Origin of the sequence: Occallatibacter sp., from assembly GCF_035317045.1 — a bacterium.
Lineage (GTDB): Bacteria > Acidobacteriota > Terriglobia > Terriglobales > Acidobacteriaceae > Telmatobacter.
Genome location: NZ_DATHHT010000033.1, coordinates 141,858 through 166,051, shown reverse-complemented (window position 1 = coordinate 166,051; position 24,194 = coordinate 141,858). Strand labels below are relative to the sequence as shown.

The 24,194-nt window shown below is 59.3% G+C and carries 21 protein-coding genes; 6 read left to right on the top strand and 15 right to left on the bottom strand.

The annotated features are described in order from the left end of the window. Positions 1-374: 374 nt before the first annotated feature. The 7 genes from VK574_RS16330 to VK574_RS16300 form a co-directional block, all read right to left on the bottom strand. Complete coding sequence (locus tag VK574_RS16330; RefSeq protein ID WP_472800925.1) at positions 375-1,253, bottom strand: undecaprenyl-diphosphate phosphatase; 879 nt, start codon at positions 1,251-1,253, stop codon at positions 375-377. Positions 1,254-1,310: 57 nt separating this feature from the next. Beyond that, positions 1,311-2,330 carry a tetratricopeptide repeat protein gene (locus VK574_RS16325; protein ID WP_472800924.1) on the bottom strand — a complete coding sequence of 340 codons (1,020 nt, stop codon included), beginning with the start codon at positions 2,328-2,330 and terminating at the stop codon, positions 1,311-1,313. A 24-nt stretch (positions 2,331-2,354) separates the two neighbouring features. After that, positions 2,355-3,344 carry a threonine ammonia-lyase gene (locus tag VK574_RS16320; protein WP_472800923.1) on the bottom strand — a complete coding sequence of 330 codons (990 nt, stop codon included), beginning with the start codon at positions 3,342-3,344 and terminating at the stop codon, positions 2,355-2,357. Further along, positions 3,341-3,895 (bottom strand): hypothetical protein, encoded by a 555-nt coding sequence (locus tag VK574_RS16315; RefSeq protein WP_472800922.1) that lies wholly within the window; start codon positions 3,893-3,895, stop codon positions 3,341-3,343. The genes VK574_RS16320 and VK574_RS16315 overlap by 4 nt, the downstream gene beginning before the upstream one ends. A 43-nt stretch (positions 3,896-3,938) precedes the next feature. Then, the gene (locus tag VK574_RS16310) at positions 3,939-4,451 is read right to left on the bottom strand and encodes a GNAT family N-acetyltransferase (protein ID WP_472800921.1); all 513 of its coding nucleotides are present in this window, start codon (positions 4,449-4,451) and stop codon (positions 3,939-3,941) included. Positions 4,452-4,492: 41 nt separating this feature from the next. Continuing rightward, positions 4,493-6,715, bottom strand: coding sequence for a hypothetical protein (locus VK574_RS16305; RefSeq protein ID WP_472800920.1), 2,223 nt, complete (start codon positions 6,713-6,715; stop codon positions 4,493-4,495). Between the two features lie 306 nt (positions 6,716-7,021). Beyond that, a complete protein-coding gene (locus VK574_RS16300) occupies positions 7,022-8,677 on the bottom strand; it encodes a ribonuclease J (protein ID WP_472800919.1) in 1,656 nt (551 codons plus the stop codon). Positions 8,678-8,829: 152 nt separating this feature from the next. Here VK574_RS16300 and VK574_RS16295 point away from each other — a divergent pair, with 152 nt between their 5' ends. The 4 genes from VK574_RS16295 to VK574_RS16280 all read left to right on the top strand — a co-directional run bounded on the left by VK574_RS16295 (position 8,830) and on the right by VK574_RS16280 (position 11,987). Further along, positions 8,830-9,438 (top strand): RNA polymerase sigma factor, encoded by a 609-nt coding sequence (locus VK574_RS16295; protein ID WP_472800918.1) that lies wholly within the window; start codon positions 8,830-8,832, stop codon positions 9,436-9,438. Then, positions 9,435-10,253 (top strand): anti-sigma factor, encoded by an 819-nt coding sequence (locus VK574_RS16290; RefSeq protein WP_472800917.1) that lies wholly within the window; start codon positions 9,435-9,437, stop codon positions 10,251-10,253. The genes VK574_RS16295 and VK574_RS16290 overlap by 4 nt, the downstream gene beginning before the upstream one ends. 94 nt (positions 10,254-10,347) lie before the next feature. Next, positions 10,348-10,770 carry a VOC family protein gene (locus tag VK574_RS16285; protein WP_472800916.1) on the top strand — a complete coding sequence of 141 codons (423 nt, stop codon included), beginning with the start codon at positions 10,348-10,350 and terminating at the stop codon, positions 10,768-10,770. 74 nt (positions 10,771-10,844) lie between these two features. Continuing rightward, positions 10,845-11,987 (top strand): glycoside hydrolase family 18 protein, encoded by a 1,143-nt coding sequence (locus VK574_RS16280; protein ID WP_472800915.1) that lies wholly within the window; start codon positions 10,845-10,847, stop codon positions 11,985-11,987. A gap of 155 nt (positions 11,988-12,142) precedes the next feature. Here the strand turns inward: VK574_RS16280 and VK574_RS16275 are convergent, their stop codons facing one another. Both VK574_RS16275 and VK574_RS16270 read right to left on the bottom strand, forming a co-directional pair. Further along, complete coding sequence (locus VK574_RS16275) at positions 12,143-13,663, bottom strand: hypothetical protein (protein ID WP_472800914.1); 1,521 nt, start codon at positions 13,661-13,663, stop codon at positions 12,143-12,145. Next, positions 13,660-13,977 (bottom strand): PadR family transcriptional regulator, encoded by a 318-nt coding sequence (locus VK574_RS16270; protein ID WP_472800913.1) that lies wholly within the window; start codon positions 13,975-13,977, stop codon positions 13,660-13,662. The genes VK574_RS16275 and VK574_RS16270 overlap by 4 nt, the downstream gene beginning before the upstream one ends. Before the next feature lie 91 nt (positions 13,978-14,068). Here VK574_RS16270 and VK574_RS16265 point away from each other — a divergent pair, with 91 nt between their 5' ends. Together VK574_RS16265 and VK574_RS16260 are read left to right on the top strand one after the other, a co-directional pair. Further along, entirely contained in the window at positions 14,069-14,845 is a 777-nt protein-coding gene (locus VK574_RS16265; protein ID WP_472800912.1) for an ABC transporter ATP-binding protein, read from the top strand. Further along, positions 14,817-16,673, top strand: a complete 1,857-nt coding sequence (locus VK574_RS16260) for a hypothetical protein (protein ID WP_472800911.1) — start codon at positions 14,817-14,819, stop codon at positions 16,671-16,673. Before VK574_RS16265 ends, VK574_RS16260 begins: the two co-directional genes overlap by 29 nt. A gap of 144 nt (positions 16,674-16,817) precedes the next feature. Here the strand turns inward: VK574_RS16260 and VK574_RS16255 are convergent, their stop codons facing one another. The 6 genes from VK574_RS16255 to VK574_RS16230 form a co-directional block, all read right to left on the bottom strand. After that, the gene (locus VK574_RS16255; protein ID WP_472800910.1) at positions 16,818-18,542 is read right to left on the bottom strand and encodes a Gfo/Idh/MocA family oxidoreductase; all 1,725 of its coding nucleotides are present in this window, start codon (positions 18,540-18,542) and stop codon (positions 16,818-16,820) included. A 185-nt stretch (positions 18,543-18,727) separates the two neighbouring features. Beyond that, entirely contained in the window at positions 18,728-19,588 is an 861-nt protein-coding gene (locus tag VK574_RS16250) for a 2,3,4,5-tetrahydropyridine-2,6-dicarboxylate N-succinyltransferase (RefSeq protein WP_472800909.1), read from the bottom strand. A 126-nt stretch (positions 19,589-19,714) separates the two neighbouring features. Beyond that, a complete protein-coding gene (locus VK574_RS16245) occupies positions 19,715-20,062 on the bottom strand; it encodes a hypothetical protein (protein ID WP_472800908.1) in 348 nt (115 codons plus the stop codon). Positions 20,063-20,554: 492 nt separating this feature from the next. Continuing rightward, positions 20,555-21,739, bottom strand: a complete 1,185-nt coding sequence (gene neuC / locus VK574_RS16240; RefSeq protein WP_472800907.1) for a UDP-N-acetylglucosamine 2-epimerase — start codon at positions 21,737-21,739, stop codon at positions 20,555-20,557. Continuing rightward, positions 21,732-22,808 (bottom strand): SDR family NAD(P)-dependent oxidoreductase, encoded by a 1,077-nt coding sequence (locus tag VK574_RS16235; RefSeq protein ID WP_472800906.1) that lies wholly within the window; start codon positions 22,806-22,808, stop codon positions 21,732-21,734. The genes neuC and VK574_RS16235 overlap by 8 nt, the downstream gene beginning before the upstream one ends. Before the next feature lie 70 nt (positions 22,809-22,878). Then, on the bottom strand, positions 22,879-24,087 hold the full coding sequence (locus VK574_RS16230) for a hypothetical protein (RefSeq protein ID WP_472800905.1): 1,209 nt from the start codon (positions 24,085-24,087) through the stop codon (positions 22,879-22,881). Positions 24,088-24,194 lie beyond the last annotated feature (107 nt).

Sequence of the window (24,194 nt, the reverse complement as noted above, 5' to 3'; positions counted from 1 at the left end):
AGCAACCCGAGAATCGCTGTAACTTCCATACATGACTGATCGACAGATTTGACCGTGAAATTCGCAAGAAAGAGGATCTCAATAAGTGCGAGTTCATTTACTTTCTCTCGTGGAAGCGCCCCGCGATGTGATTTGAATCACCGGATGCTAGCCGGTTGCTTCGGGAGGCTGCTGAGGACGGAGGCTGCCGCGCGGCCATTGGGAAAGGCAAGGCAGCACAAGACTCATGATTTCCAATGGTTACGGGCATTCAGGAATTCGCGAGACATCCGAGTTTGCGGTCAAGGTGCGACCTCGCGCGTGGATCACGAAGGCGGGGCGTACGTTTCTTCGTGGAAACGGCCAAGCGGGCATGATGCGCAATTGCCGGAATTCTAGCTTCCCAGAAGGCGGCTTCCGAGCGCGAGGAGGAGGATGCCGAGGACGATGCGATAGATGGCGAAGACCGTGAAGCCGTGACGACGGACCCACATGAGGAACCATTCCACGACGCCGAGGGCGACCAGGAAAGAGATGGCGAAACCGATGGCGAGGACGATCCAACGCTGGGAGTTCATGGCGAAGCTGACTGAGGCGCCGGCGGCGAGTTCCGCTTTGCTGGGGTGCATGGACTTGAGCAGGTCCCAAGCGGTGGCGGCCATCATGGTCGGGATGGAAAGCAGGAAGCTGAACTCGAGCGCGGAAGGACGGTCAAGGCCGACCATCTGAGCGGCTGCGATGGTTGACATGGAGCGCGACGTGCCGGGAAAGATGGCCGAGAGCGACTGGCAAATGCCGATCCATATGGATTGGCCGAGGGTCATCTCTTCGACATGCAGCGTGTTCGGCTCGAAGCGGGAGGCCCGTGCATCAATGACCCACATGATGACGCCGCCGATGAGCAGCGCCCAGGCCATGACGGCGACGCTGCCGAGATGCTTCTCGCTTACTTTGTGAAGGGGCAGGGCAATGATGGAGGTAAAGAAGAAGGCAATCAACGTAAGGGATATTGGATGGTTTTTCCAGGTGCGGTCGCCGCTTTCGCCGCGCGGAAAGCTCTTGATGAAGCCGACAATGCGTTCGAGATAGAGAAGAAGAAGAGCGAGGATGGCGCCAGCCTGAATAACGATGGTGTACATCTTCCAATATGCATCGTCGAGCGGGATGCGCATTGCTGCTTCGGCGATGCGCAGATGCGCAGTGGAACTGACGGGAAGAAATTCGGTCAGGCCCTCAATAATTCCCAAGAGTACTGACTGGATATAGACGTTCAAAAAGCCTCCGGTATGAAAAGAGCGAATGGGTGTAAAGAATGTGGAACAGGCCGCGAACTATTCTTTTTCGGCGCCGTAAACTGGAATTCCCTGATCCAATTTGAACACGAGCATCGCGGCGCGCGCGGTGTAATCCGATTGGGGAAATTTGTCTTTGAGCCTGGCGGCGAGTTCGCGGGCATGGTTGTGGGCTGCGTCGCTTTTTTTGTCGTTGTTGTCGTCTGCGTACATGTTGGTGAGCACGGCCTGGCGGTAGACGGCCTGGTAGAGGGCCTGTGGAGTGCGCGGCCCCTCGGGATGCTCTGAGGCGTACTTTTCGTAGAGTTCAGACTCTTTTTCGGGGCACTTTTCCTGGCCTTGCCAGTCACCGCAGAGCTTGTTGTCGATGAGTTCGTAGGCGGCGAAGTCGGCCGAGCGAGTGTTGGGGTAGTACTTGATGACTTTCTTTAGACCGTCTTCATCCATCTGCTCGCGCATGTACGGCTCTTTTTCCTTTGCGGAGGGGCGGCTGGCGGAGTCGGTCTTCTGGATCTGCCAGAGGATGTCGGCGGCGCGCCACGCCGCTTCAGCATCGAGCGGTGAGTTGGGAAACATTTCGACCAGCCGCCGATATATCAGGTGCGCGGTGCGGGCGGCGTTAACCGGGCCGCGGGGATCGGACGCCAGAGATTCCTGGTCGGCTCCGGCGCCCATGAGAATCTGGTCGCCGTTGGGGGTGTTTTCGATGACGACTCCCTTGGCCTGCATCCAGCCGGAGATGGGCGGCGGGACCTCGGTGGTGTCGTATATGGGAGCGTCCGAGGAATGTTCTTCCTCGATGTCGGTATTGGCGAAGACGCGGAGCCAGTCGCCGCTTTTTTCGGCGACCACCAATTCGCGACCGATCTGCACGCGGCCGACTTTTTGTGCTTGAGTAGCGGCGGTGACGTAGAGCCAGGAGACGCGCAGGGCCGTGGCTCGGGGACCGGCCAGGGGCTTTTGCAGATTGTCCTTTTTCTTCTGGGCAGCCAGTGGCAGCGTACCGAGGATGAGGCTGAGCGCAAGCGCCCCGACGGCGCGGAATCTTGAATTTCTCACAAAAAAGATCATAGTCGAACGACGTTACACATCTGTTTCGGTAAGCACCTGGGCGAGCAGGGCTGGGTCGACGTTGCCGCCGCTGACGACGGCTACAGCATTTTTAGAGGGCGGGAGCTGGGCAGCGTGAAAGAGCAGCGCGGCAGAGGAGACGGCTCCGCTGGGCTCGGGGATGATGCGAGCGGAAGCGATGATGGCGCGCATGGCGGCGCGGATTTCAGCTTCAGTGACGGTGATGATGCCATCAACAAAGGCCCGGATGTGGGCGAAGTTGCGTTCGCCGACGCTCTGGGTGCGGAGACCGTCAGCGATGGTGCGGCTGGTAAGCTCGGCTCCCCATGTGACGATCTTGCCGGTGCGAAAGCTTTCGGCGGTGTCGCCGGCGAGTTCAGGCTCGATGCCGAAGACTTTTACGTTGGGGCGCAGGCGCTTGACGGCGGCGGCGATTCCGCTGAGCAGCCCTCCGCCGGAGACGGGTGCGAGGATGAGGTCGACGTTGGCGAGTTGCTCGACGATCTCGAGGCCGCAGGTGGCTTGGCCGGTGATGATCTGCTCGTCGTCGTAAGGCGGGATGACGATGTAGCCGTGCTGGCGAACGAGTTCTTCAGCCTTGGCGAGACGTTCGCTGGAGGCAACGCCGACGTCGACAATCTCCGCTCCGTAGGCGAGCGTGGCGGCGCGTTTGATGGCGGGGGCGTTGGATGGCATGACGATGACCGCTTTAGCGCCGACTTCGCGGGCTGCATAGGCGACGCCCTGGGCGTGGTTGCCACTGGAGTAGGTGATGACGCCGCGGGAGATTTCTTCCGGCGTGAGCTGGAGGATTTTGTTAGAGGCGCCGCGTAGTTTGAAACTGCCGATGGGCTGGAGGCTTTCGCACTTAAGCCAGACTTTGCCGACGACGTTGGGGAAGTACGCACGGACGAGCGGCGTTTTGACGGCAATGCCGGAGATGCGATCGGCGGCGGAGCGGATGGCGTCGAGGGAGACGAGGGAGTCAGTGGCAACGGTCATGGGAGGTATTTCTCCGGGACGGGATTGGCGGGAGTCTGCGCTTGCCAGACGATTTGAATCACATGCCATTGCTTGCCGTCGTAGATGGCCTGGATAGAGTTGATGCCGCGATCGATGACTTTGCCCTCAGGAGGTTTGCCGTCTGGAGTGGTGCGGGTTTCGTAGGTGCTCCAGAGATGGGCCATGTGATCCCATGTCTCGGTGCCGACTTTAACCTGGCGCTCGTAGAAGATGGCGGCGCCGCGCTTGGCGACAAGGTCAATCCAATCCTGGACCGTGAGGATGCGGGGCGTGGCGGTGCCGTCGGGCGTGATGCGGATGGGGATTAGGCGGGCGTCGCGGAGAAAGAGGGCGCGGAAACAAGTGCGGTCTTTGTTGCCGGGGCCGCTGACGGCCTCGTCGACGGCCTTGATGAGGTCGTCGAGGGTGGTGGTGGATGGGCAGGTTGCGGCGGCAGGGGCCGGTTGCGCGTCGGGGGTTTGGGCGTGGAGCGCGGGGGCGACGGCCAGAAGTGCGGCGGCGAGAGCAAGGGAAAGCGGGTGGCGGCGCATGAAGAGATTTTACAAGCAGGGATCAGGGTTCAGATAACAGAGATCAGCGGGACAGGATCAACTCGAAGTAGATGAGAGGGTCCTTTTTGTAGACCACGTGGGCGACTTCGCGGAGGCCGCATTTCGCATAGAAGGGGCCGGCTCCTGCTGCGGCGTCGAAGGCATCGAGGCGAATGGCGTCGGCGGGCCAGGCGTGGGCCATGGACTCGGCTTGTCTCATCAATTGACGGCCGATTCCTTTGTGCTGGTGGCTGGGATGGACGGCCGCGCCTGTCAGATACAGGGGCCTGGGTGCTGCAGTGAAATACGAGGTGTCGATTGCCCAGGGTTTTTTGGTGGCGAGGCGCAGGGTGCCGATGATTCGACGGTTGGAGCGTGCAATCAGGGTCCGCGAGAATTTGGGCAGGCGCATGTTTGCGAGAATGCCTCGCTCTGTCGTTGGTGACGACCAGGAGCCGTGACCAAAGCGCTGGGTCAGGTCTTCAACGACGGCGGTGTGGAGTGCCGCGAGTTCGGTTGCATCGGTGATTGTGGCGGTGGCGAAAGTGAGTTTCATCGCGGTGATGCGAAAATCGGCGTTGGGTTCGTCAGCGAATTCTACAAGAGCACCGATATTCTCGTGTTTTCGATGGGGAGGATGGGCAGCAGGGCCAACTCCAGGGTGTCGAGTGCACAACCTGGGAGAAGAGCAATTCTGAAGCCGCCGTTGGTTTCGCTGACCTCAGCCGCTTGTTCGAGCGCGGCTCTGTCGAGCTGTTGGATCAGGTTGTGGCAAAGCCACATGTGCGGCGTCACCATGCGCAAGACATTGCTGCACCATTGAGCTGTCATCTTGGCGCCGTTCAGGCCATTGTCATTATTGAGAATCCCCCGGAACCAGTTCAACATGCTGGATTCTTCGTACAAAGTGCGCTCAAAAGAGTCAGCGGAATCGAATTCGGGTTTCCATGTGCATTGGCTGCTCCACGCCTGCAGGGGCGCGCGCTCGGCGGCAAAGCTATCCAACTGCTGATCCATGGCGGTGCCGGAAGTCGCTAGATAGTTGTAGCAATCCCGGTGATTGATGATCCATTTGAAAACGTGCCACGTGCCGCCTAGCGGCAAGGTTTCGAATAGACGGCCGCGCATGGTGCTCAGCGTTCCAGACAGTTGCTGTCCGCCTCGTTCCCTCGTTCCTCGTTCCTCGAAGCTGTGTTGGAGCCCTATTCCCGCCACAGGATGGTCGCCATCCCTGGGAACGAAGTTGACGAGCACTGTCTGATAATTGCCGGCTTGATCGAAAAGCTTTCCCCATATTTTATGGCTGAGGAAATCAGACACAGGGAGGTTCTTCTTTGTTTTTCCAACGTAGGCCGACTCTGACATTTGCTTTTCAGCGCGGATATGGATCCCACCTTCGCGATGGTCCGCGAGCGGACGCAGCCATGCTTCAAGCCAGGTTTTGCAGGCATCGAGCGTCGGCTGTCCTTCATCGTGCAGAATTGCCACGGTGGAAGTGATCGCAGGGTGGTCCAACCTGCGTCTGAGGGGAATCTTCGATTGCTTGTATTCCAGTTCGCGCAGGTGATTGGCGCTCAGATTGGATTGGTCGTATGTGGTCTTGGGATTCAAGCCTGATACGACAGGTAACCACGTCTGATCGAGTGCCGCAATGCGCACTGGAGGCAGGTGGTGGCGAACTTCTGTCTGCGTGCCAGGGCGGATCGAGAAGTTGATCTCCCATTCACCTGGCGCGTGGGCTTGAAGATCAAGTCCGACCAGCAGCAGGATCTGGGTTGTGCGTTCGGGAGTCACCGAAGGAATGATGAGATTGGAGAATTCTCCACGATATTCACGCGATCCAGACGAGGGGGATTCAACGGGAATGAGTTGGAATATCTGGGTCTCGGCGAACGCAGCCGCATCCTCCGCTGTAAGTATCTTCGGATAGGTTTCGAGTTTGCCGACGATCTGGCCATTATGAAATTTGCACCCGGCGATGATGGCCTTCGAGAGGGTCAGCGTGTCCGGTCCGGTAACGCGAATGGACGCTGTTCCGCCGCTGAAGCCCGCGGCCTGGCTTAAGACCAGCCATCTCGCACCGCACCCCTGGCCAACAGGGATGGGGAAACTTGCCGGGAAGACAGAGCGCAGGAACGATTGCTCTGTATCGAAATAATCACTTAGCGTGATTTCGCCGGCAGGGAACTCGGATGCCTGAAGATCGGAGATCGCCTTTGGTTTTTTCTTGAAGTGAAACTGGGCTGTGATCTCCTTCGGCTCGTCGAGGAAATCCTGATAATTCATCTGCGGCTGGCCGTGTCTGAGGCCGATCAGTTCCGATAGCCCTGCGATGATGCTGTCGGCGAAAACGCTCTCCGGCGCGGCAGCTGCATTGATTTGCTCGGCACTGAGCGTCCGGCTGAAAATGCTGTTCCACTTGGCAGAGCGCGCCTTGGTGCTGAGCCGCTTCATGGGGCCTTCGTAGTTTTCGGCGTCGGACATCAGCAGGTCGATCTGCCGGCCATTGAAGAAGACGATGAATTCGTAGGAATCGCTGTCGTAAAGGCTGGTGAAGACCGCGGGTGCTCGCAGAGCCTTGGAAGCAGCCAGCGCAAGGTCTTTCAACTCGCCGTTGTCGAACTGGGCGTTTTCGCTGTCGTATATCGAGACGTAGGATTGACCGGGGCGCGCCAGCAGGACAACATGCTTGCCGTCTTCGGGCAGAGCCTTTTTCACACGCTCGTAGCCTAGCTTGCCGTAGCAGCGGCTAATGGCCTTGGCTGCAATATCCGCGTTGCCTCGCCACGCGATGTGAACACTGGCGGTGGTATTTCCCATCGGCTGGTTCCTTCAGTTGCCGTTTGGGATTGATTGTAATGGTAGTCCGATTTAGATCAGTCCGGGTTTGTGCTTTCCACATGCCGCGATGAAACTGCGTCATGGATGGGGCACCCAGTCCGCAGAACATGGGAAGAAAAACAAAAGCAAGTCCTTCGGCTCCGCTTACCCCATGAACGACATGGTCGTTCACGGGCCCCAAGCCGCTCCGTTCAGGATGACGCGCCGTTGGTGGATGTTCCCGGTCTCAAATGCGAGACCCGCGGGCACCCAGCGTTGTGGATAGGCGGGAGGAAAGCTGATTGATCAGATTTCGAGGATCACGGGGATGATCATGGGGCGGCGGCCCGTGGTTTTCTGGATGAGGCGCTTTAACTCTACGCGCACTTTTTCTTTCACCATGCCATAGTCGGTTCTTTGTTCGCTGCTGAGGCCGTCGATGGTCTTCAGGACAACCTCGCGGGCTTCTTCGGTGATGTCGGCGCCGCCGAAGCCGCGCATGACGATTTCGGGTTCGCGTTCGATCTTCGCGGAGCGCTTGTTGATAGCTAGTATTGCGAGGACGATGCCGTCTTCCGACAGGATACGGCGATCGCGAACGACGAGGTCTTCGACGACGTCGATGGTGGAGCCGGAGTCGATGAGAATGCGGCCGGCAGTGACCTTGTCCTTTTTGCGCGCATCGGTTTGATCTAGTTCGAGGACGTCGCCGTCTTCGATGACGAGCGCGTGTTCCACAGCGCCTGTCTCCATGGCGAGCTGAGCATGGCGGCGGAGGTTGCGGTAGTCGCCGTGGATGGGAATAAAGAACTTGGGGCGGACGAGATTGATGAGGAGGCGCAGCTCTTCCTGGCAGCCGTGTCCGCTGACATGGATGAGGCCGTGGGAGCCATCGTCGAAGATGACATTGGCTTCGCGGCGGCTTAGGTGATCGATGACGCGGAAGATGCTTTTCTCGTTGCCGGGGATGATGCGTGAGCTGAGGATAACGGTGTCGCCCGCATCGACATGGGCATGCTTGTGGTTGTCAACGGCGGCGCGGCTGAGAGCACTCATGGGCTCGCCCTGTGTGCCGCTGATAAGAATCATCAATTCGTCGGGCGGATAGTCGCGCATCTGGCCGGGATTGATGACGAGGCCGGGCGGGACTTCGATGTAGCCGAGGTCCTGCGCGATTTCGGTGCTCTCCATCATGGAGCGGCCGAGAACGACGGCTTTGCGGCCGTGCTTGCGCGCCAGTTCGAGGGCGATGCGAATGCGGTAAATGGATGACGAGAAGCAGCTGAAGAAGAGCTTCTTTTTGGTCTGCGAAAAGATCTCGTGCAGGCGGGGAATGACGGCGCGTTCGCTGGGGGTGTAGCCGGAGCGCTCGACGTTGGTAGAGTCCTGCAACAGGGCGAGGACGCCGCGTTTGCCGTATTCCGCGAAGGTGTGGAGATCGAAGGCCTTGTCATCGAGGGGGGCGAGATCGATTTTGAAGTCGCCGGTGTGGATGATAACGCCGACAGGTGTTTCGATGGCGAGGGCCACGCAGTCGACCAGCGAGTGAGTGACGCGGATGGGCTCGATGGTGAAGGCGCCCAGGGTGAACTTTTCTTTGGGCGTGATCTCAATGAGCGTGGTTTCGTCGAGGAGTTGGTGTTCTTCGAGTTTGCCCTCGACATAGGCCAGCGTGAACTCGGTGGCGTAGACGGGAACCTTGAGCTCGCTGAGGATCCAGGGCAGTCCGCCGATGTGGTCCTCGTGGCCATGGGTGAGGATGATGGCGCGGACGTGTTCCCTGTTCTCAGTGAGGTAAGTGATGTCGGGCACGACGATGTCGACGCCCAGCAACTCCGTTTCAGGGAACATGAGGCCGGCATCGATGACGATGATGTCGTCCTCCCAGCGAAGGGCGAGGCAGTTCATTCCGAATTCGCCGAGGCCCCCGAGGGGGATGATTTTCAGTTTATTTGTCTGCATCTGTCAGGTTCGATGCTAACACCTGTGTGGCTACTTGGATGCGCGAGTATCGGGAGCGAAGTTGTTCAAAAATATGCAGAAATTCGCTAGGCACCTGCACAAACGCTCACTAGAATACGGTTTGTCGTTCAGTGGCTACCCGATTTTGACCTGTGAGTGAGAGCCCCACCAATCCGTCAGCAAAGCCTCAACGTTCTCTAGATGGGGATGCAATTCGTCGCGGCGCCGGTGATCGCGCCGGGGGCGATGAGTTGCTTTTGACGCGTGTAAAGGGTGGCGACCAGCAGGCTATGACCGACCTTTTCGATCAATACAGCGGCATGGTGTATTCGGTCGCGCTGCGCGTATTGAAGGATCCCGGGCAGGCCGAGGACGTGATGCAGGAGATATTCTTCCAGGTCTGGCGAAACCCCAACGCGTTCGTGTCGGGCCGGGGTTCGCTGGGAGCATGGCTTGCCGTGATGGCGCGCAACCGTGCGATCGATTCGCTGCGACGAAGGAGGCCGACCGATTCGGTGGACGATGTGGTGCTGGTGTCGTCGTCGGATCTTGGGTCTGAAGTTGAGCGAAGTCGGATGATGGAGAAGGTCCGCGGGGTCTTGAAGGACCTTCCGATGGAGCAACAGAAATCGGTGGAGATGGCTTTTTTTGAGGGGTTGACGCACTCGGAGATTGCAGCGAAGACGGGTGATCCGCTGGGAACGGTGAAGACGCGCATCCGATCGGCACTGATGACGTTGAGAAAGGCGATTACTGGATGATGCAGGACGAACATATACCGCAGGAGGACCTGGTCCTCTACGCAATGCAGGCCATGCAGTCGCATGAGCTCGCAGCGGTGCGTCTGCATCTGGAGCAGTGTGCGGAATGCCGACAGGCGCTGGCGGAAGTGAACGGCGACCTTGCGCTGGTGGCGATGAGCGTGGAGCAGAAGCCACTGCCGGAGGGTGCGCGGGCGCGGTTTGTGGAGCGAGTGGCTGCGGATGCGGCGCAGAAGGGCAAGGGCGGCGTCGCACCCGTAGTTTCGATTGAGAGAAAGCGACCGGCGCGCACGGCGGCGGTGTGGATTGGATGGCTTGCCGCGGCGGCATCGCTTTTGTTTGCGATTTCATTGCAACAAAAGGTTCGTGTGTTGAATGATCAGTTGGCGCAGCAGCAGCAATTGGTAGAGCAACAGGCTGTGGCCAATGCACGGGCCCAGCAGGTGCTGGATGTACTGACGGCACCGGCGGCGAAACGGGTGCTGTTGACGGCTGCAAAAGCCAAGCCGGAACCGACAGGACGTGCAATCTACTTGGCCGAGAGCGGCGGGTTGGTGTTCCAGGCGAACGACCTGGGACAACTGGCAGAGAACAAGACGTACGAACTGTGGGTAATTCCGGCCGATGGCAAGGCGCCAATTCCTGCGGGCCTCTTCCGGCCTGATGCCGCGGGAAGCGCGAGCGTCGTTTTGCCGCCCCTGCCGAGGGGCGTACCGGCCAAGGCGTTTGGCGTGACCATCGAAAAGGCCGAAGGGGCGGCGACGCCTACTGCCCCGATCATCCTGGTGGGTGCAGTTCCCGCATCCGGCGAATAAACGCGTATTCTGATGTGGCACGGTTGAAGGGCTACATCGGTCGCGATTCTGCTTTTCGACTTGAGCGCAGGATTTTTCCTGGAGTGTCATTGTCATGAGACTGAATACTTACTTGAACTACGGCGGGAATTGTGCCGAGGCTTTCAAGTTTTATGAGGAACATCTGGGCGGCAAGATCGGGATGATGATGAAGCACGGCGATATGCCGGACCCGAGCAAGGTGATGCCTGGTATGGAGAATGCGGTACTGCATGCAACCATCACGATCGGCGAGACGATGATAATGGCCAGCGATGTGCCTGGAGACCGTTGGAAACCGATGCGCAGCGCTTATCTCGCGCTCAATCTAGGGAGCGATGCGGAGGCGGAGCGACTTTTTGCGCTGCTGGCCGAGGGCGGCGAAGTGTTTATGCCAATCCAGGAGACGTTCTTTGCGACTCGCTTTGCGCAGTTGCGCGACAAGTTCGGTACATCATGGATGCTGATTCACGAGAGGCCGATGGGTGCGAGGCCGTAAAGCGGTCGTGACTGGCGAAGTGTGAGCGAACTTTACATTCGGGCATTCTGATAGCTTGATGGTGGGTTACCACTATGTCTCGAATCTGCTGTTTTGCGATGTGCTTCGCGGTCGCGTTTTCCTCTCACAGTTTTGGTGCATCGCGCATTCCAGAAAAACTGGAAGTGACGGGATACGTGTTTGCCCGTGGCAATGCGCTCACGCCCGGACAGGTAGATGCGAAGTATCTGACGCGGATCAACTATGCATTCGCCAACATCAGGGACGGACGGATGGTGCTGGGTGCGCCCACAGATGCGCAGAACTTTGCGCAACTGACAGCGTTGCGGAATGGGAATCCGCGGCTGACGGTGCTGGTGTCGGCAGGCGGGTGGTTGTGGTCGAAGAATTTCTCGGACATGGCATTGACCGCGGCGAGCCGGCGCGTGTTTGAAGACAGCGCTATGGAATTTCTGGTGCAGTACGACCTGGACGGTCTGGATATCGATTGGGAGTATCCCGGAATGCCGGGTGCGGGGCATCCTTATCGCGCGGAGGACAAGCAGAACTTCACGGCGCTGCTCGCGGAGTTGCGGGCGCGGTTCAATGCCGCGGCAAAGAAGCCCCACCGGCGGCTATATCTGACGGTAGCGATGGGTGCGGGCGATGACGTGATTGCGCATACCGAGATGCGGAAAGTCGCGCGGTACGTAGACACGGTGAACCTGATGACCTATGACTACTACGAGGCGGATTCGGATGCGACGACGGGACATCATGCGCCATTGTTCGCCAATCCGGCGGATCCCAAGAAAGCGTCGTCGGATGAGACTGTGCGGGACTACGAAAAGGCGGGAGTGCCGGCGGAAAAGATTCTGCTGGGAGTGCCGTTCTACGGACGTGCGTGGGGCGAGGTGACGGATCAGAATCATGGATTGTTTCAGCCGGGGAAGTCCGTCGCAGGATTCAATGGGCAGTACAGCGCGATCGCGGAGAACCTGCTGGGTCAGGGATTCACGCGGTACTGGGATGATGCGGGGAAGGCTCCATATCTATACAACGCGGAGAAGCACATTTTTGTGTCGTACGAGGATCCAGAGTCGCTCGCGGAGAAGTGCAAGTATATTCGGGAGCGCAAGCTGGGCGGAGTGATGTTCTGGGAGTATTTCGGCGATCCGGAACAGAAGCTGCTGCAGACGATTGATGCGGGGCTGCGAAGTGAGAGTTCGAAGTTCTGAGTTCGTAGTCCCAAGTTCCAGGTTTGTTGGTTCTAAGTTCCAAGTTGGATTGTCGACGAGTGTGGTTTGAAAAGGCAGCCGCAGATCGTTCGGCTTCGCTTCTGTTCGTTCCGCTTCGCTCGGGATGATACTGGGTTAACCAGGACGCGGCGTCTTCAATAGGTGAGGGTGTCGGCGAAGAGGAAATCCCAGGAACTATCGAGGTAGAGCCAGCGCTCGCCGCTGAACCAGCTGGTGGGCAGCGATGGAACATGGAGCAGGGCGTGACCGCCGATGCACATCATCTCTGTGCCGTTCCAGCCGAGGAAGGTGCGCGAGGCCAGGCCCACGCTGGCAGGATTGGTGACGCAGCGCAGACAGACTGGGCATCGCTTGCGTTGATCGGCGACGGCCCAGCGGAACCCAACGAGACAGATGGTGAAGCACCATAGAAGCTGGAAGCATTCTGCTACTGACGAGTAGCCGATCTCGTTGCCATATGCAAGATCGAGCGACGCCGCGAACCCGATGGCTGCAATGAGCGTGAATTTTGCGGCGAGGAACAGGATGCGGTTGATGCGCTGTCGGAACGATGGACGATGCGAGGTGATGTCGGAATCCCCGAGGGATACGGAGATAACCGCGGGCAGGGCTACGAGCGCGAGGAAAAGGGCGAATTTGAAAATGCTCCAGGCGCCCTCGATGGGAGCGTCGATGGGAGCGCCAACGAGATCAATTTCAACACCATCCTGATTGAGAGCGTTGATGGAGATGGCCGGATCCGACATGGCGGCCTGACCGCGTGGGGAGAGCTGGGCGAGGAGGTAGCCCTTCGCGGTGGACGGCGCCTCAGATCGGATCTGCGCGTTGGACTCGATCACCCAGGCATCGGGTGCGCCGGGCAACTGCCAGCTGCCCGCGGGAGCGACGCCGGCGATTCGAACGCTGGTTGAGCCGATGCGGATGATGCGGTCGGCTATGCGCGGGTCGCCGGCAAAGGAGCGCATCCAGAGATCGTGGCTGAGAACAAGCGAGGGCAACGCGGAGTCCTGCTGGGGATCCGGGGCATCGCGGCGATCCGCATAGCGGATGGGCAGGCCGAGCAGCGAAAAGAGATTGGTGGAGGAATGCGCAATGCTCCAGGGCTTTGAACCGGGCTCGGCATCAGCTTTTTCGCGGGAGACGCGATAGAAGGCAAGGTCCTGAAAGAAGCGCTGCGGCGAATTACTCCAATTCTGATAAAGGGCGGTAGAGATGCTCGGGCTGCCGCCGCTGGCAGAGGCTTCGTTGATGAGTAGCACGCCGGGTTTGATCTGGTAGTGCGCGGCCTCGTTCTCTGCCTTGACGCCGGGGAGCAGGCGGGATATGACGAAGCAGAGTGCCAACGCAGCCGATAGCCACAGAAGGGTCTGGCCTGCGGACCCGTGAATGTGCACATGCGCGGAAGCTGATTTTGCGGGTTGATTGCGGAGACAGAGCGCGTCGGGGAATGCGCCGAGACAGAAGCAGGTGATTTCACGGTGCGCGTTCCAGGAGAACGTGTTGTCGATTCCGATGTAGGAGCGACGGACGTGCCAGAGTTCAGCGAACCACTCGCGGCGCCAGTCTTCACGCTGAAACGAGGGCACGAGGAGCGATGCGGTGCGCAAGAGCGTGACATCGAAGAGGGAGAAGACCCGATCGCCTGGAGGATTCATCGGGCACTGGCCTCCTCAGTAGAGATGAGGCGATCGAGGAGAGGATAGCGTTTGCGGGAAGCCTCGAGCGTTGTCTTTCCTTGAGTGGTGATCTTGTAGTACTTGCGCAGGGGGCGCTGTTCGGCGTCTGCGATGGACTGGCGTTCCCACTGGGAGCGGATCAACTCGTCGCGCTCGAGGCGGCGCATGGCGGGGTAGACGGTTCCGCTGGGCAGGCCGGTCATCTCCATGATGCTGAAACCGTAGACGTAGCCGGCGGCGATGGCCTGAAGGATCATCGCGGCGGTATGGGAAAGTTTTGTCTCGCCTGCCATGGCCAGCATTCTACCTATGTAGCAATCTACTTGACAATGAATTGTATTGATATATGCTGAATGCTACATAGGGTGAATGGGAGGCCCTGCCGTGCTCGAAGTTCAGCATCTATACCGCAGCTATCGAACGATTCCAGCCGTTGAGGATGTGAGCTTCAAAGTCGCGCGTGGAGAGATTGTAGGGTTCCTGGGACCGAATGGGGCGGGTAAGTCCACCACGGTGAAGATTATTACGGGGATGCTGCGGCCAGATGACGGAAAGGTGCTGTTTGAAGGGAAGAATATTCGCGACGACATGGTCGGATACCGGGCGTCGATCGGGTATGTGCCGGAAGAAGCACAGCTCTATGCGTATCTTTCTGGGCTCGAATATTTGCAGCTTGTGGGCCGGTTGCGGGGGATGAGCGAGGCGCTGATTGAAGCGAAGGCGACGGGGCTGCTGAAGCTGCTGCATCTGGAATCGTGGCAGTATTCGCCGATTTCGTCGTACTCGAAGGGCATGCGGCAGAGGGTGCTGATCGCCGCGGCGTTGCTGCACGATCCGAAGCTGCTGATTTTCGATGAACCGCTCTCTGGGCTGGATGTTGCTTCGGCGCGGCTGTTCAAGGATCTGCTGGAGATGCTGGCGAAGGACGGTAAGGCTGTCCTCTACATTTCGCATGTGCTGGAGACCGTGGAGCAGGTTTGCGATCGTGTGATTGTGATTGCAAAGGGGCACGTGCTGGTCGATGCAGCGCCTTCGGAGCTGAAATCGCTGATGAGCCTGCCGAATCTGGAGAGTGTGTTTGCGCAACTTGTGGAGCAGCAGGATACGAGAGTGGTTGCGGAGAAGATCGTGGATGTCATGCAGATCGCCGATGCGAGGTAACTTTCAAAAGCTGCTTGTGCCGCAAAATGGGGCGTCCGCCGTTCTTTCACTCAACGTGCAGGCGGCAATGGGGCCGGTGCGGGAGCCGGAGCGGAACCAGTTCGCACTGCTGATGCGGCATTTCCTGGAGCGCTTCTTCAATCACGAAACCGCATCTCCAGATGGAGACGGGAAGACGCGCCTGGTCCAGCTTGCCTTCGCAGCTGGAGTGCCGGGGTTCATGGTGGCTATCTATCTTTGGCCCGTTTACCATCCGTTCCGGGGATGGCCGCCGGGAAGCACCGCGGTCGGTCCGCCACCCTATTGGGTGCAGGTGAACCATCACTTCTTTTTCGTGCTGTACTCGTTCGTTGTCATGGGCCTGATTACGGTGTTTGAGTGGGACCTGTTTTTCCCGGACCTGCTGGACTTGGTGGTGCTGGGGACGCTGCCGCTGGCGCAGGGGAGGGTATTTTTCGGGCGCGCAGCTGCGATCGGCATCTTCATTGCCGGATTTCTATTCGACGCCAATTTTATGGCTCCGCTGGTTCTGCCGGCGGCAACAGATCCGCCGCGCCTGGTGAGTTTTCTTGTGGGACATGTGACGGCGGTTGCGGCGGGTGGGTTGTTTGCCGCGGGACTCGTTGTTGCGCTGCAGAGCGTGCTGCTGGCAGCGATGGGCGAACGACTGTTCCGAAGAATCTCACTGGTATTGCAGGGTGGGGCGGTCACGGTGCTGGTGATGCTGCTGCTGTTGTTTCCAGTTTTATCAGGCGTTACGCCGCGGTTATTGCAGTCACACAACGGCGCAGTGCTGTGGTTTCCTCCGTATTGGTTTCTTGGGATGTACCAGATGCTGGTGGATGGTTCGTCTGCATTGCCGATTTTTCGCGAGCTCTCGAGAATCGGGTTGATGGCGTTGCTCGGTGCGGCAGCAATCGGAGTTGTTGCTTATCCGGTGGCGTATTTGCGGCGGGTGAAGTATCTACTCGAGGGAGCGCCGCCGCGGGCGAGACGAAACGGGCTGCTGACGCCACTCAACCGGTTGCTGCACCTGGGCACGGTACGAAGGCCGATCGGGCGCGCGGTGTTTCACTTTATCAACCAGACGCTCTTTCGAGTTCCACGTTACCGTATCTACCTCGTGCTTTACGGAGGGGTCGGGCTCTCGGTGTTGATTGCGACGGTGCTGCGGCTGACGGTGGTTAACGGGCAGCTGCATGCGAATGCTTCAGCGGACGGAATTCGCGTGGCGGTGGGGATTGTGGCGTTCTGGGTGACGACCGGGTTGCGGACCACGTTTGTTTCGTCGGGGAATCAGCAGGGGAACTGGATCTTTCGTTTCACGCATGGCAGGCCAGCGCACTTCGTAGCGGCGATGCATGAACTGAAGGCCGCAAAACTTTGGGTGATGCTGTGCAGTGTGGTGATTACGGAAACGACGGTTGGCGTGCTGCGGTTGATTGCTCCGGCAGAGCTAGCAAGCGTGCAGGGAACGGCGGCGCAAATCCTGGTGGGAGCTGGGATGTGCGTGGTGCTAACTGATGCATTGTTTTCGACCGTGATGATTGTCCCCTTTACGGGTGAGCCTTCGCGGGAGAAACCAAATCTGGCTTTCACGCTGTTGTTCTATTTCACGTTTTTTCCCGCGGTGACAGCGGTGTCGATGATTTCTGATCGATGGATCGAACAGGGTTGGCCAAATTTTGGCCTGGCGGCGATCGCGATTGTTGTGATTCATCTGTGGTTTCGTTATCGGCATCGCGAAGTGGTGCGGATTCACAGCGCGCAAGCGGAACTGGAAGATGGCGAAGAAGATTTTCCGATGCGATTGGGATTGCGATATTAGAAACGTGCATTCGCGTTGAGGGTGGAATTCTTGGCCGACTCTCCCGATTGAGTCGTGCGGCGTTGCGGGTCTCATTGAAAGCAACCGCAGATCCCTCGGCTCCGCTCGGGATGACAGCGCGTTTTTGGGGACCTGACAACATAGTTAGGCAGGTGTGACATTTGTTGATCCGGTGAAGCGCCAGGCGACACAGGGATCTTGCGAATCTTCGGCATAGGGCTTGCGGCCGGAAGCATCAACCTGGTGGAGCAGATCAGCGGCTGCGTCTTCCGCGGACATCGTGACGGGCATCTGCCAGAGCGGAGTGAAACCTTGGTGCTGGTCGAGGAGGTCTTTGAATTCTGCGTTCACATAGAGCAGATCGAGCTGACCGGGGCGGCCGGCGAAGGCCTCTGCGATGCGGTCGATGAGGTGCGCGAGCACTTGCGAAGGGAAGGGATTGAAGAGGTAGACGAGACAGGGGCCGGGCGGGAATTCGAAGGCGAGGGCATCCTGGCAAACGGCTTCGAGAGGACTGCGGGGGTTGCCGGATTGTTGCCAGCGCGCGAAGTTATCGGCTGCGATCGCGTTCAGATCAGGGTTCAGCTCAACGCCAATGCACTTGCGGAAGGGAAGCTTCGAGGCGATGAGGACTACGCGGCCTTTGCCGGAGCCGAAGTCGATAAAGGTGTAGTTCTCAACGAAGAGGCGATCGGGCGTTTCGAGCCAGCGATCGAGCACGGCCTGGACGAGGGATGGAGCTGTTCCATAGTAGGACCCCAAATGGGAATCGTGCGGATGGCCGGGGTGGAGATCGTTGCCGGGGATGAAGCCGCCGGTGTCGAGGCCGGTGGCCTTGTCGAAGGGATGGCGGTCGTCGATCTTGGTTTCGGCAGGGAAATGGACGCCGAGGGCAACGCGGGCTTCTTCAAGCAGACGCGCCATGCCGAGCGAGAGTGCGTGGGGGATGACGGGGCTTTCGCGCAAGTCCTGGCGGATGAGATCGCAGAAGTGGGTGGTCTCGTAGTTGAAGCCGCTGCCGGTGTAGGGCGAGTCAATCTCGACGATGCGGCCATCAAGGTAATGAACGGTAGCGTAGGAAGGGTTCCACCAGTTGGCGCGGAGGAGCACGTAGCCGCCCGGTCCGGAGAGCAGGGCATCGCCGTGGCTGAGCAGGTCGATGCCGGTGTGCAGTTGGGCCAAGCCGCGTTCATGTTCCGTTTGGAAGATTGCGAAGTTGTCGACGCCTTCGGAGTTGAGGCGGCCCATGGTCTGCACGCGCTTGAGGGGGCCGAGCCAATCGAGCGCGAGAAATGCTTCGTACGGACCGATGCCCATGATGCCACCGCCACCGAGTTCGGCGAAGTGGAGTGGGTAGTCGGGACCGATGGAAGAGTCGCAATGGCCGGCGCGGACGAACCCGATGAGGCCGATTGGATCGGATTCGAGATGCCGGCGGAGGCGCTGATAGAGCGGGAAGAAGGGCGGCTTCATGGCTTCCATGAAGAGACGGTCGTGCCGGCGGGCGGCGGAGAGTACGGTTTGAAGTTGGCAGACATTGAGGGCTGCGGGTTTTTCGCAGAGGACATGGATGCCGGCTGCGAGAGCCTGTAAGCAGAACTCGGCGTGGGTGTCGGGATGAGTGGCGATATAAACGGCGTCGATGTTGGAGGAGAGTAGGTCGTTGAGGGTAGGGGCGACGATCGGGTCGGAGAACTTGCCAGCAAATGCGCGAGCGCGGTCGGAGTTGCGGCCCCAGATGGCGGCCAGGGAAGTATTCTCGACGGCCTGAAGACCGTGGGCGAAGCGGGCGGCGGCGCGACCGGGGCCGATGATGGCGAAGCGGATGGATTTGGAAACTTGAGGCACGGGAACAGGGTAGCAAGCCAATGGTGCCTGAGTGGTCAGCCGCTCTGCGCATGGTCGGAGCAAGAGGGATCGCGTTATCCCACCCATGACGCAAAAGAAGCGTCACGGATGGGGCTACCCGCATGTATCGATTGAAGCTTGCTTCCCAGGTCTCAGGAGCGAGACCTGGGGCACCCAGGTTCGCGCGATGCCACACAAGTGGTGGGTTAGCGCAGCAGGTCTTCAAGGGCGGTGCTGAGGTCGGTTTTTTCGTCGCGGTATTTGACGATGACAGGGGCGTAGAGTGAGAGGCCCCAGGCCTCGGAGTTCGCGTGGCCTTTGCCTTTGGCGACAGCGCGGGAGCCGGGTACAACGACAGCGTTGGGCGGAATGATGAGCGGGGTGTCGGTGGTCGCTTTGATGGTTGTGCCGTTGACGAGGTCGAAGACGGGCGTGCCGCGCGTGAGGATGGTTCCTGGAGCGAGGACGGTCCCGGTGCGGACGATGGTGCCTTCGTAGACGCCGCAGTTTCCGCCCACAAGAACATCGTCTTCAATGATGACGGGGCTGGCGTTGATGGGCTCGAGTACGCCGCCGATCTGGGCGGCGGCGCTGAGGTGAACGCGCTTGCCGATCTGGGCGCAGGAACCGACGAGGGCGTGGGAATCGACCATTGTGCCTTCGTCGACCCAGGCGCCGGTGTTGATGTACATGGGGGGCATGCAGACAACGCCGGGTGCGACGTAGGCTCCGGCGCGGATGGAGGAGCCGCCGGGGACGATTCGGACGCTATGCTTAGGGGCCCAGTAGCGCGGAGGATAGGTATTTTTGTCGACAAATGTGAGATCGCCTGCGGGGAAATCGCGAAGTTTCCCGAGACGAAAGCCGAGAAGGATTCCTTTCTTGACCCAGGCATTGACGCGCCAGCCGGTTGGTGCGGTTGAGTCGGGTGAGGCAGAACGAAGTTCACCGCGCTCGAGCGCATCGCGCAAGGCGAGGAAGGATTCCATGGCAGCCGGGTCGTTGATGGCGGAAGCTCCGGCGGCGAAGTGGCGCTCGATTGCCTGTTCCAGGGGATTGGGATTCATTCGTTATGAGTTTAGCAAGCGCGAAGATCGAGGCATCGGCGATCGGTCGGGTATCGTCCAAAGAAGAACGGCGCCGGAGAGAATGCTTTGGCGCCGTTTGCGAGGAGATAGGCAGTGCGTTCAGTTTTAAGCAGCGGAGATAGGAGCGACCTTGGGACGAGGGCGAGGGGCGAGGGACATTACGGGAATCGGCTGCAATTCGAAGGAGTTATTTCCGGAGGGAATTAAAGCCAGGGGCACGGTGCGATTGGCGGTGCCGTGGAGATTCTTGGATTCAAGCCATGCGCATAGCCTTGGGTCGTAGATCTCCGGTTGACCCTGCCAGAAGTCGGGTTTGAGGCCGCATTGAATCCGAAGGTGACCGAGTTGGAGTTCGATGTTGTGCGTGTCCTTTGGAAAATAGCGGCGGACATTCGCGATTCCAACGTGCAATCCGGTGACGCCGTGACCTTTGCTTTGGGTTTTAACGACCATGGAATACCTGTTCTGTGTTTTCCGGTTAGAGTTTGTGATTTCCGGTAAGGCTACACGGATGAAACACGAATCGACCCAGGCTAACGCGAACGGTTTTCGCGACTGTTCCTGTTTGGGAATAAACCCCTGTCGCAGACCAGTTTGGGCGAAAGAGGTGCGACGTTCTTACCCGGTAGCAAGTACTTCTGGTTAATTGAAAGTGAATCCGAAGACCTGACTGAAGGATGTTTCGCAGCGACGAGCCCCAAGCTCTCGAAGACCATTGATGCACGGTTACGATAACCGGGTTGCGTAAGGGTGAACAATTTTTCGCTAAAACATGTGCGGGTGAGGGGTGCGCAGGACAGCCGTGACGGCGGCTATTTCGGCTTCGGTGATGTCGGGAGCGCTGAGAGGGATAGACATGGAATTCTTTGAAGCGGAGTTAGCAGGTGCTGCGCATTGTTAGCGGTGCTTTGCACCGGTTAGCGGCGCTGCGCGCCTGTTAGCAGGCTAGCGCGTGGGTTCATCGGTTAGCGGTGCTGGTTGCTTGATGAGGAGGTTGTCGAGTGGAGCGCTGGTGAGAATGCGGGCGATTGTTTTGGCGGCGGTGCCGTTGCCGTAGGGGTTGGCCATGCCGTGAAGTTTCTTGCGGAACGCGGGTGTAAGGGCGCGTTTAAGGGCGGAGGCGATTTCGGCGGTATCGGCGGGAACGTCGAGGATGTTGCGGGCGCGTTCGCGGCCCTGCTGACGCATGCCAACGTTGACGACTGGGAGAGCGAACGAGGCCGCCTCCATGATGCCGCTGGAGGAGTTGCCAATCATCGCATCGATCTGGCCGAGAAGGCTCCAATAGGTGACGGCGTCCAGGTTGACGAAGATGTGCGTATCGGGCCGCATGGCGGCGAGGGTGCGGGTGCGTTCAATGAGCGCGTGGCTGCCGGCATCGGTGTTGGGATAGACAAAGATAAGTTGGCCCGGGACTTGCGCAAGCGCGGTGAAAAGCGCGTCGGCCTCGGCATTGGTATCTCGGAGGATGGTGACGGGATGCCAGGCGGCGAGGATCGACGGAGATGCAAGTTTCAGACTGAGTCGTTTCTCGAGGTCTGTCCGCGAAAGAAGTTTGGAGCGGCGCAAATGATCGAGCGAGGGTGCGCCTGCTTGGTGAACGCGCCAGGGTTCTTCGCCCATGGCGATGACGCGGCGGCGTGCGGTTTCAGTCGAGGTGAAGTGAATGTGAGCGAGCTTGGTGAGGGCGTTGCGGACCTGGTCGTCGATGGCGCCCTGGCTGACTTCGCCGCCTTCGATGTGGGCGATGGGAATACGCAGGGCAAGTGCGACGCAGGCCGGAGCCATCATCTCATAGCGGTCAGCGATTAAGAGCATAAGGTCCGGGCGCCATGCAGAGAGAGTATCGGCGAGTGAGAGGATGGCGATGCCGATGGTTTTCGCCATGCCGGTGTCCGTATCGGAACTGAGGAGACACTCGATGCGCGCCTTGATGGGGAAGCCTTCGCGTCCGATTTCAGAGATAGTGTTGCCAAACTCCGGTGAGAGGTGGGGACCGAGCGCGATCAGGCCGAGTTCGATTTCGGGGTTTGCAGCGAGTTCGCGGAGGGGCCAGTAGAGGTGACTGTAGTCGGCGCGCGAGGTGGTGACGACGGCAATTCTTCTTTTCGCTTTGCCGGACTTACTCATCGGAGACCTGCGACGCGGCAGTGGAGCAGTGAGCCAGAACTGTCTGGCTCGGAGTGTAGTCGGGAACGAGGACTCGAAGATCGGCAAGCGCCGCGGAGGGATCGCGCGATTGGACAGCGCGGTGCAGTGTGGCCAGCACGGAGTGAAGCTGGCTGCGTGGAGGCAATGGCGAGTGAAGGCAGACGAGGCTGCCTGCGGTTGCTGGGTGTGGTGTTTCGGACTCGGACCAGAGTTGTTCGGATTCCTTGTCGCCGGGGCGGAGGTGCGTGAATTCGATGGCCGATTCGCGATCTGGAACAAGAGTGCGAGCCATGAAGCGCGCCAGGTCTGCGATGAAATGTGGTCCCGGAAGCAGCGGCACGAGGAGGGTATGCGTTTGTGGCTCACTCGCTGCAACAAGCAGAAGTTCGACGGCTTCAGCGATCGTGAGAAAGTAGCGGCGGGCAGCGGGATCGCTGACGGTGAGTGGAAGTCCGGATGCGATCTGGCGGGCGAAGACTTCTGTGACGCTTCCGCGGGAGGCGAGAACATTGCCGAGGCGGAGGACGGTGCCGCCCGATGTGAGGACAATTTGTTCGGCGAGGCGCTTGGTTGCGCCCATCATGGCTGCGGGCGCGGCGGCCTTGTCGGTGGAGACGAGGACAATGCGGGCATTGTGCGCGGAGGCCGAGGCGACGAGCGTTTCGGTGGCGAAAATGTTGTTGGCCATGGCGGCCAGGGGTTGTTGTTCGATGAGAGGAACGTGCTTGTGGGCGGCGGCGTGGAAGACAAGGTTCGGACGGTGGAGAGAGAAGATCTCGTCGAGGAGGCTGCGATCGGAGACGCCGCCAAGATAGAAGTTCGCGTTGGCAGAGCCGCCGGCAAGATCCTGCTGAAGGTCGTTGAGACTGTTTTCAGAGGATTCGAGGAGGATGATGCGCGCACCGGCGGACGCCAGACGGCGCGCGAGCGCGGAGCCGATGGAACCGCCTGCACCGGTGATGAGGATTGGATGTTGAATGAGCGATGAGACGGCAGCCGGCGATGCCGCCGGAAGTGGCGGGCGACCGAGAAAGATGTGCCACTGCATGGTCTCGAGGGAGGGAATCACAGATCGAAGTATAAATGTGTGGATAGTTGTCGGGAGCGGATTCACGGTCTCAGGGCTGGGAATCGAGCGGCGCATTGGAGCAGGAGACCTGGGTGTACCAGGCAGCATTGAGGCGGCCAGGTCGAAGTTCGAGGCAGACCTGATCGCCGGGAGATGACTTGTCATAGATGGTTTTTGAGACACCCAGGCTGTTCGCTTGCAGCATGGGACCCCACGGGTCGAGTTCGAGGTAGTAAGAGCGCGAGCGTCCCGTCGTGTAGTGCTTACCGACGACTGAAACGACATAGCGCGTAGATGTTGATTCATCACCAACCGCGTCTGCTACCGCGACCGCGCTGTAGCTGTAGAGCATGCCAAAGAGAAGAAGTGCGAAAAGGGTGCGTGTGGGAGAAGGACTCTCAAAGAATGAGTGATAGAACGCCGCGAGATATGCGAGAGTGAGCAGGGCAACCACCAGGCCGATCGATTGGAGCGAGACGAAGTGAATGCCGCGCGCGCGGATGAGCAATCCGAAGCTGCTGACGATGAGGGCATAGAGGAGTTCAGCGCGCGGATCGTCTTTTCGCTTGAACACAGCGTAGAGCAGCGGCGAGCGGTGGAGCAGGATCGCGAGGGTAACAGGCACGAGTGCGAGTGCGATGGAGAAGGGCAGATAGAGCGCCGGGGTGCCGAAGTTGGCTGCAACAGCGGCGGCAACGGCGATGACCAGTGCGAAAACACTGTACGTCTTCGCCTGGCCGAGAGCGGCGAGACGCTGCTGAGGCGTGGAACCGAGTGCTTCGTGCTGGGAAATCTCTTCAAGAATTCTGTCGCGATCGCGCTTGTCGAGATCCGCGACCCGGCGAATCCAGGAATCGAATGCGGAGTCGTGATCAAAATGATTGGCCAGTGTGAGCGTGCGGCGGCCGTTGTTCAAATAAAACTGCGTGTACTTGCCATTACGAGAACTGACGGTGCGGTAGCCTTCGATCTCGTTGAGGTCGGCGAAGCGGTCGGTGAAGGCACCGCGAATCTCGATGCGATTGCCATCGATGATGACCCGGGAGCGCATAGCCAGCGCGATGAGGTAAATGCCGAAGAAGAGAAAGACGGCCGTCATTAGGAGCGGCAATGAGGTGTTTGTGCCCTTTAGAGCTAATGCGCACATCATGATTCCGCCGGCAATGGCGGGGGCACCGAGAATAAGGAACAGGGAACGGAACCAGGCCTTCACGCGGTATTCGTGGCGGCGGGTGGATATCTGTTCGGAGGTACTCATAATGCATTCCTCAAATGCCGCGTTCGACGCTACGGGAAAAAGCTGCCAGAACTATCCGTGAGGCTAAAGGTCCCGCAGGCGGCGTTCTAAATGTGCACGCTGCTCGC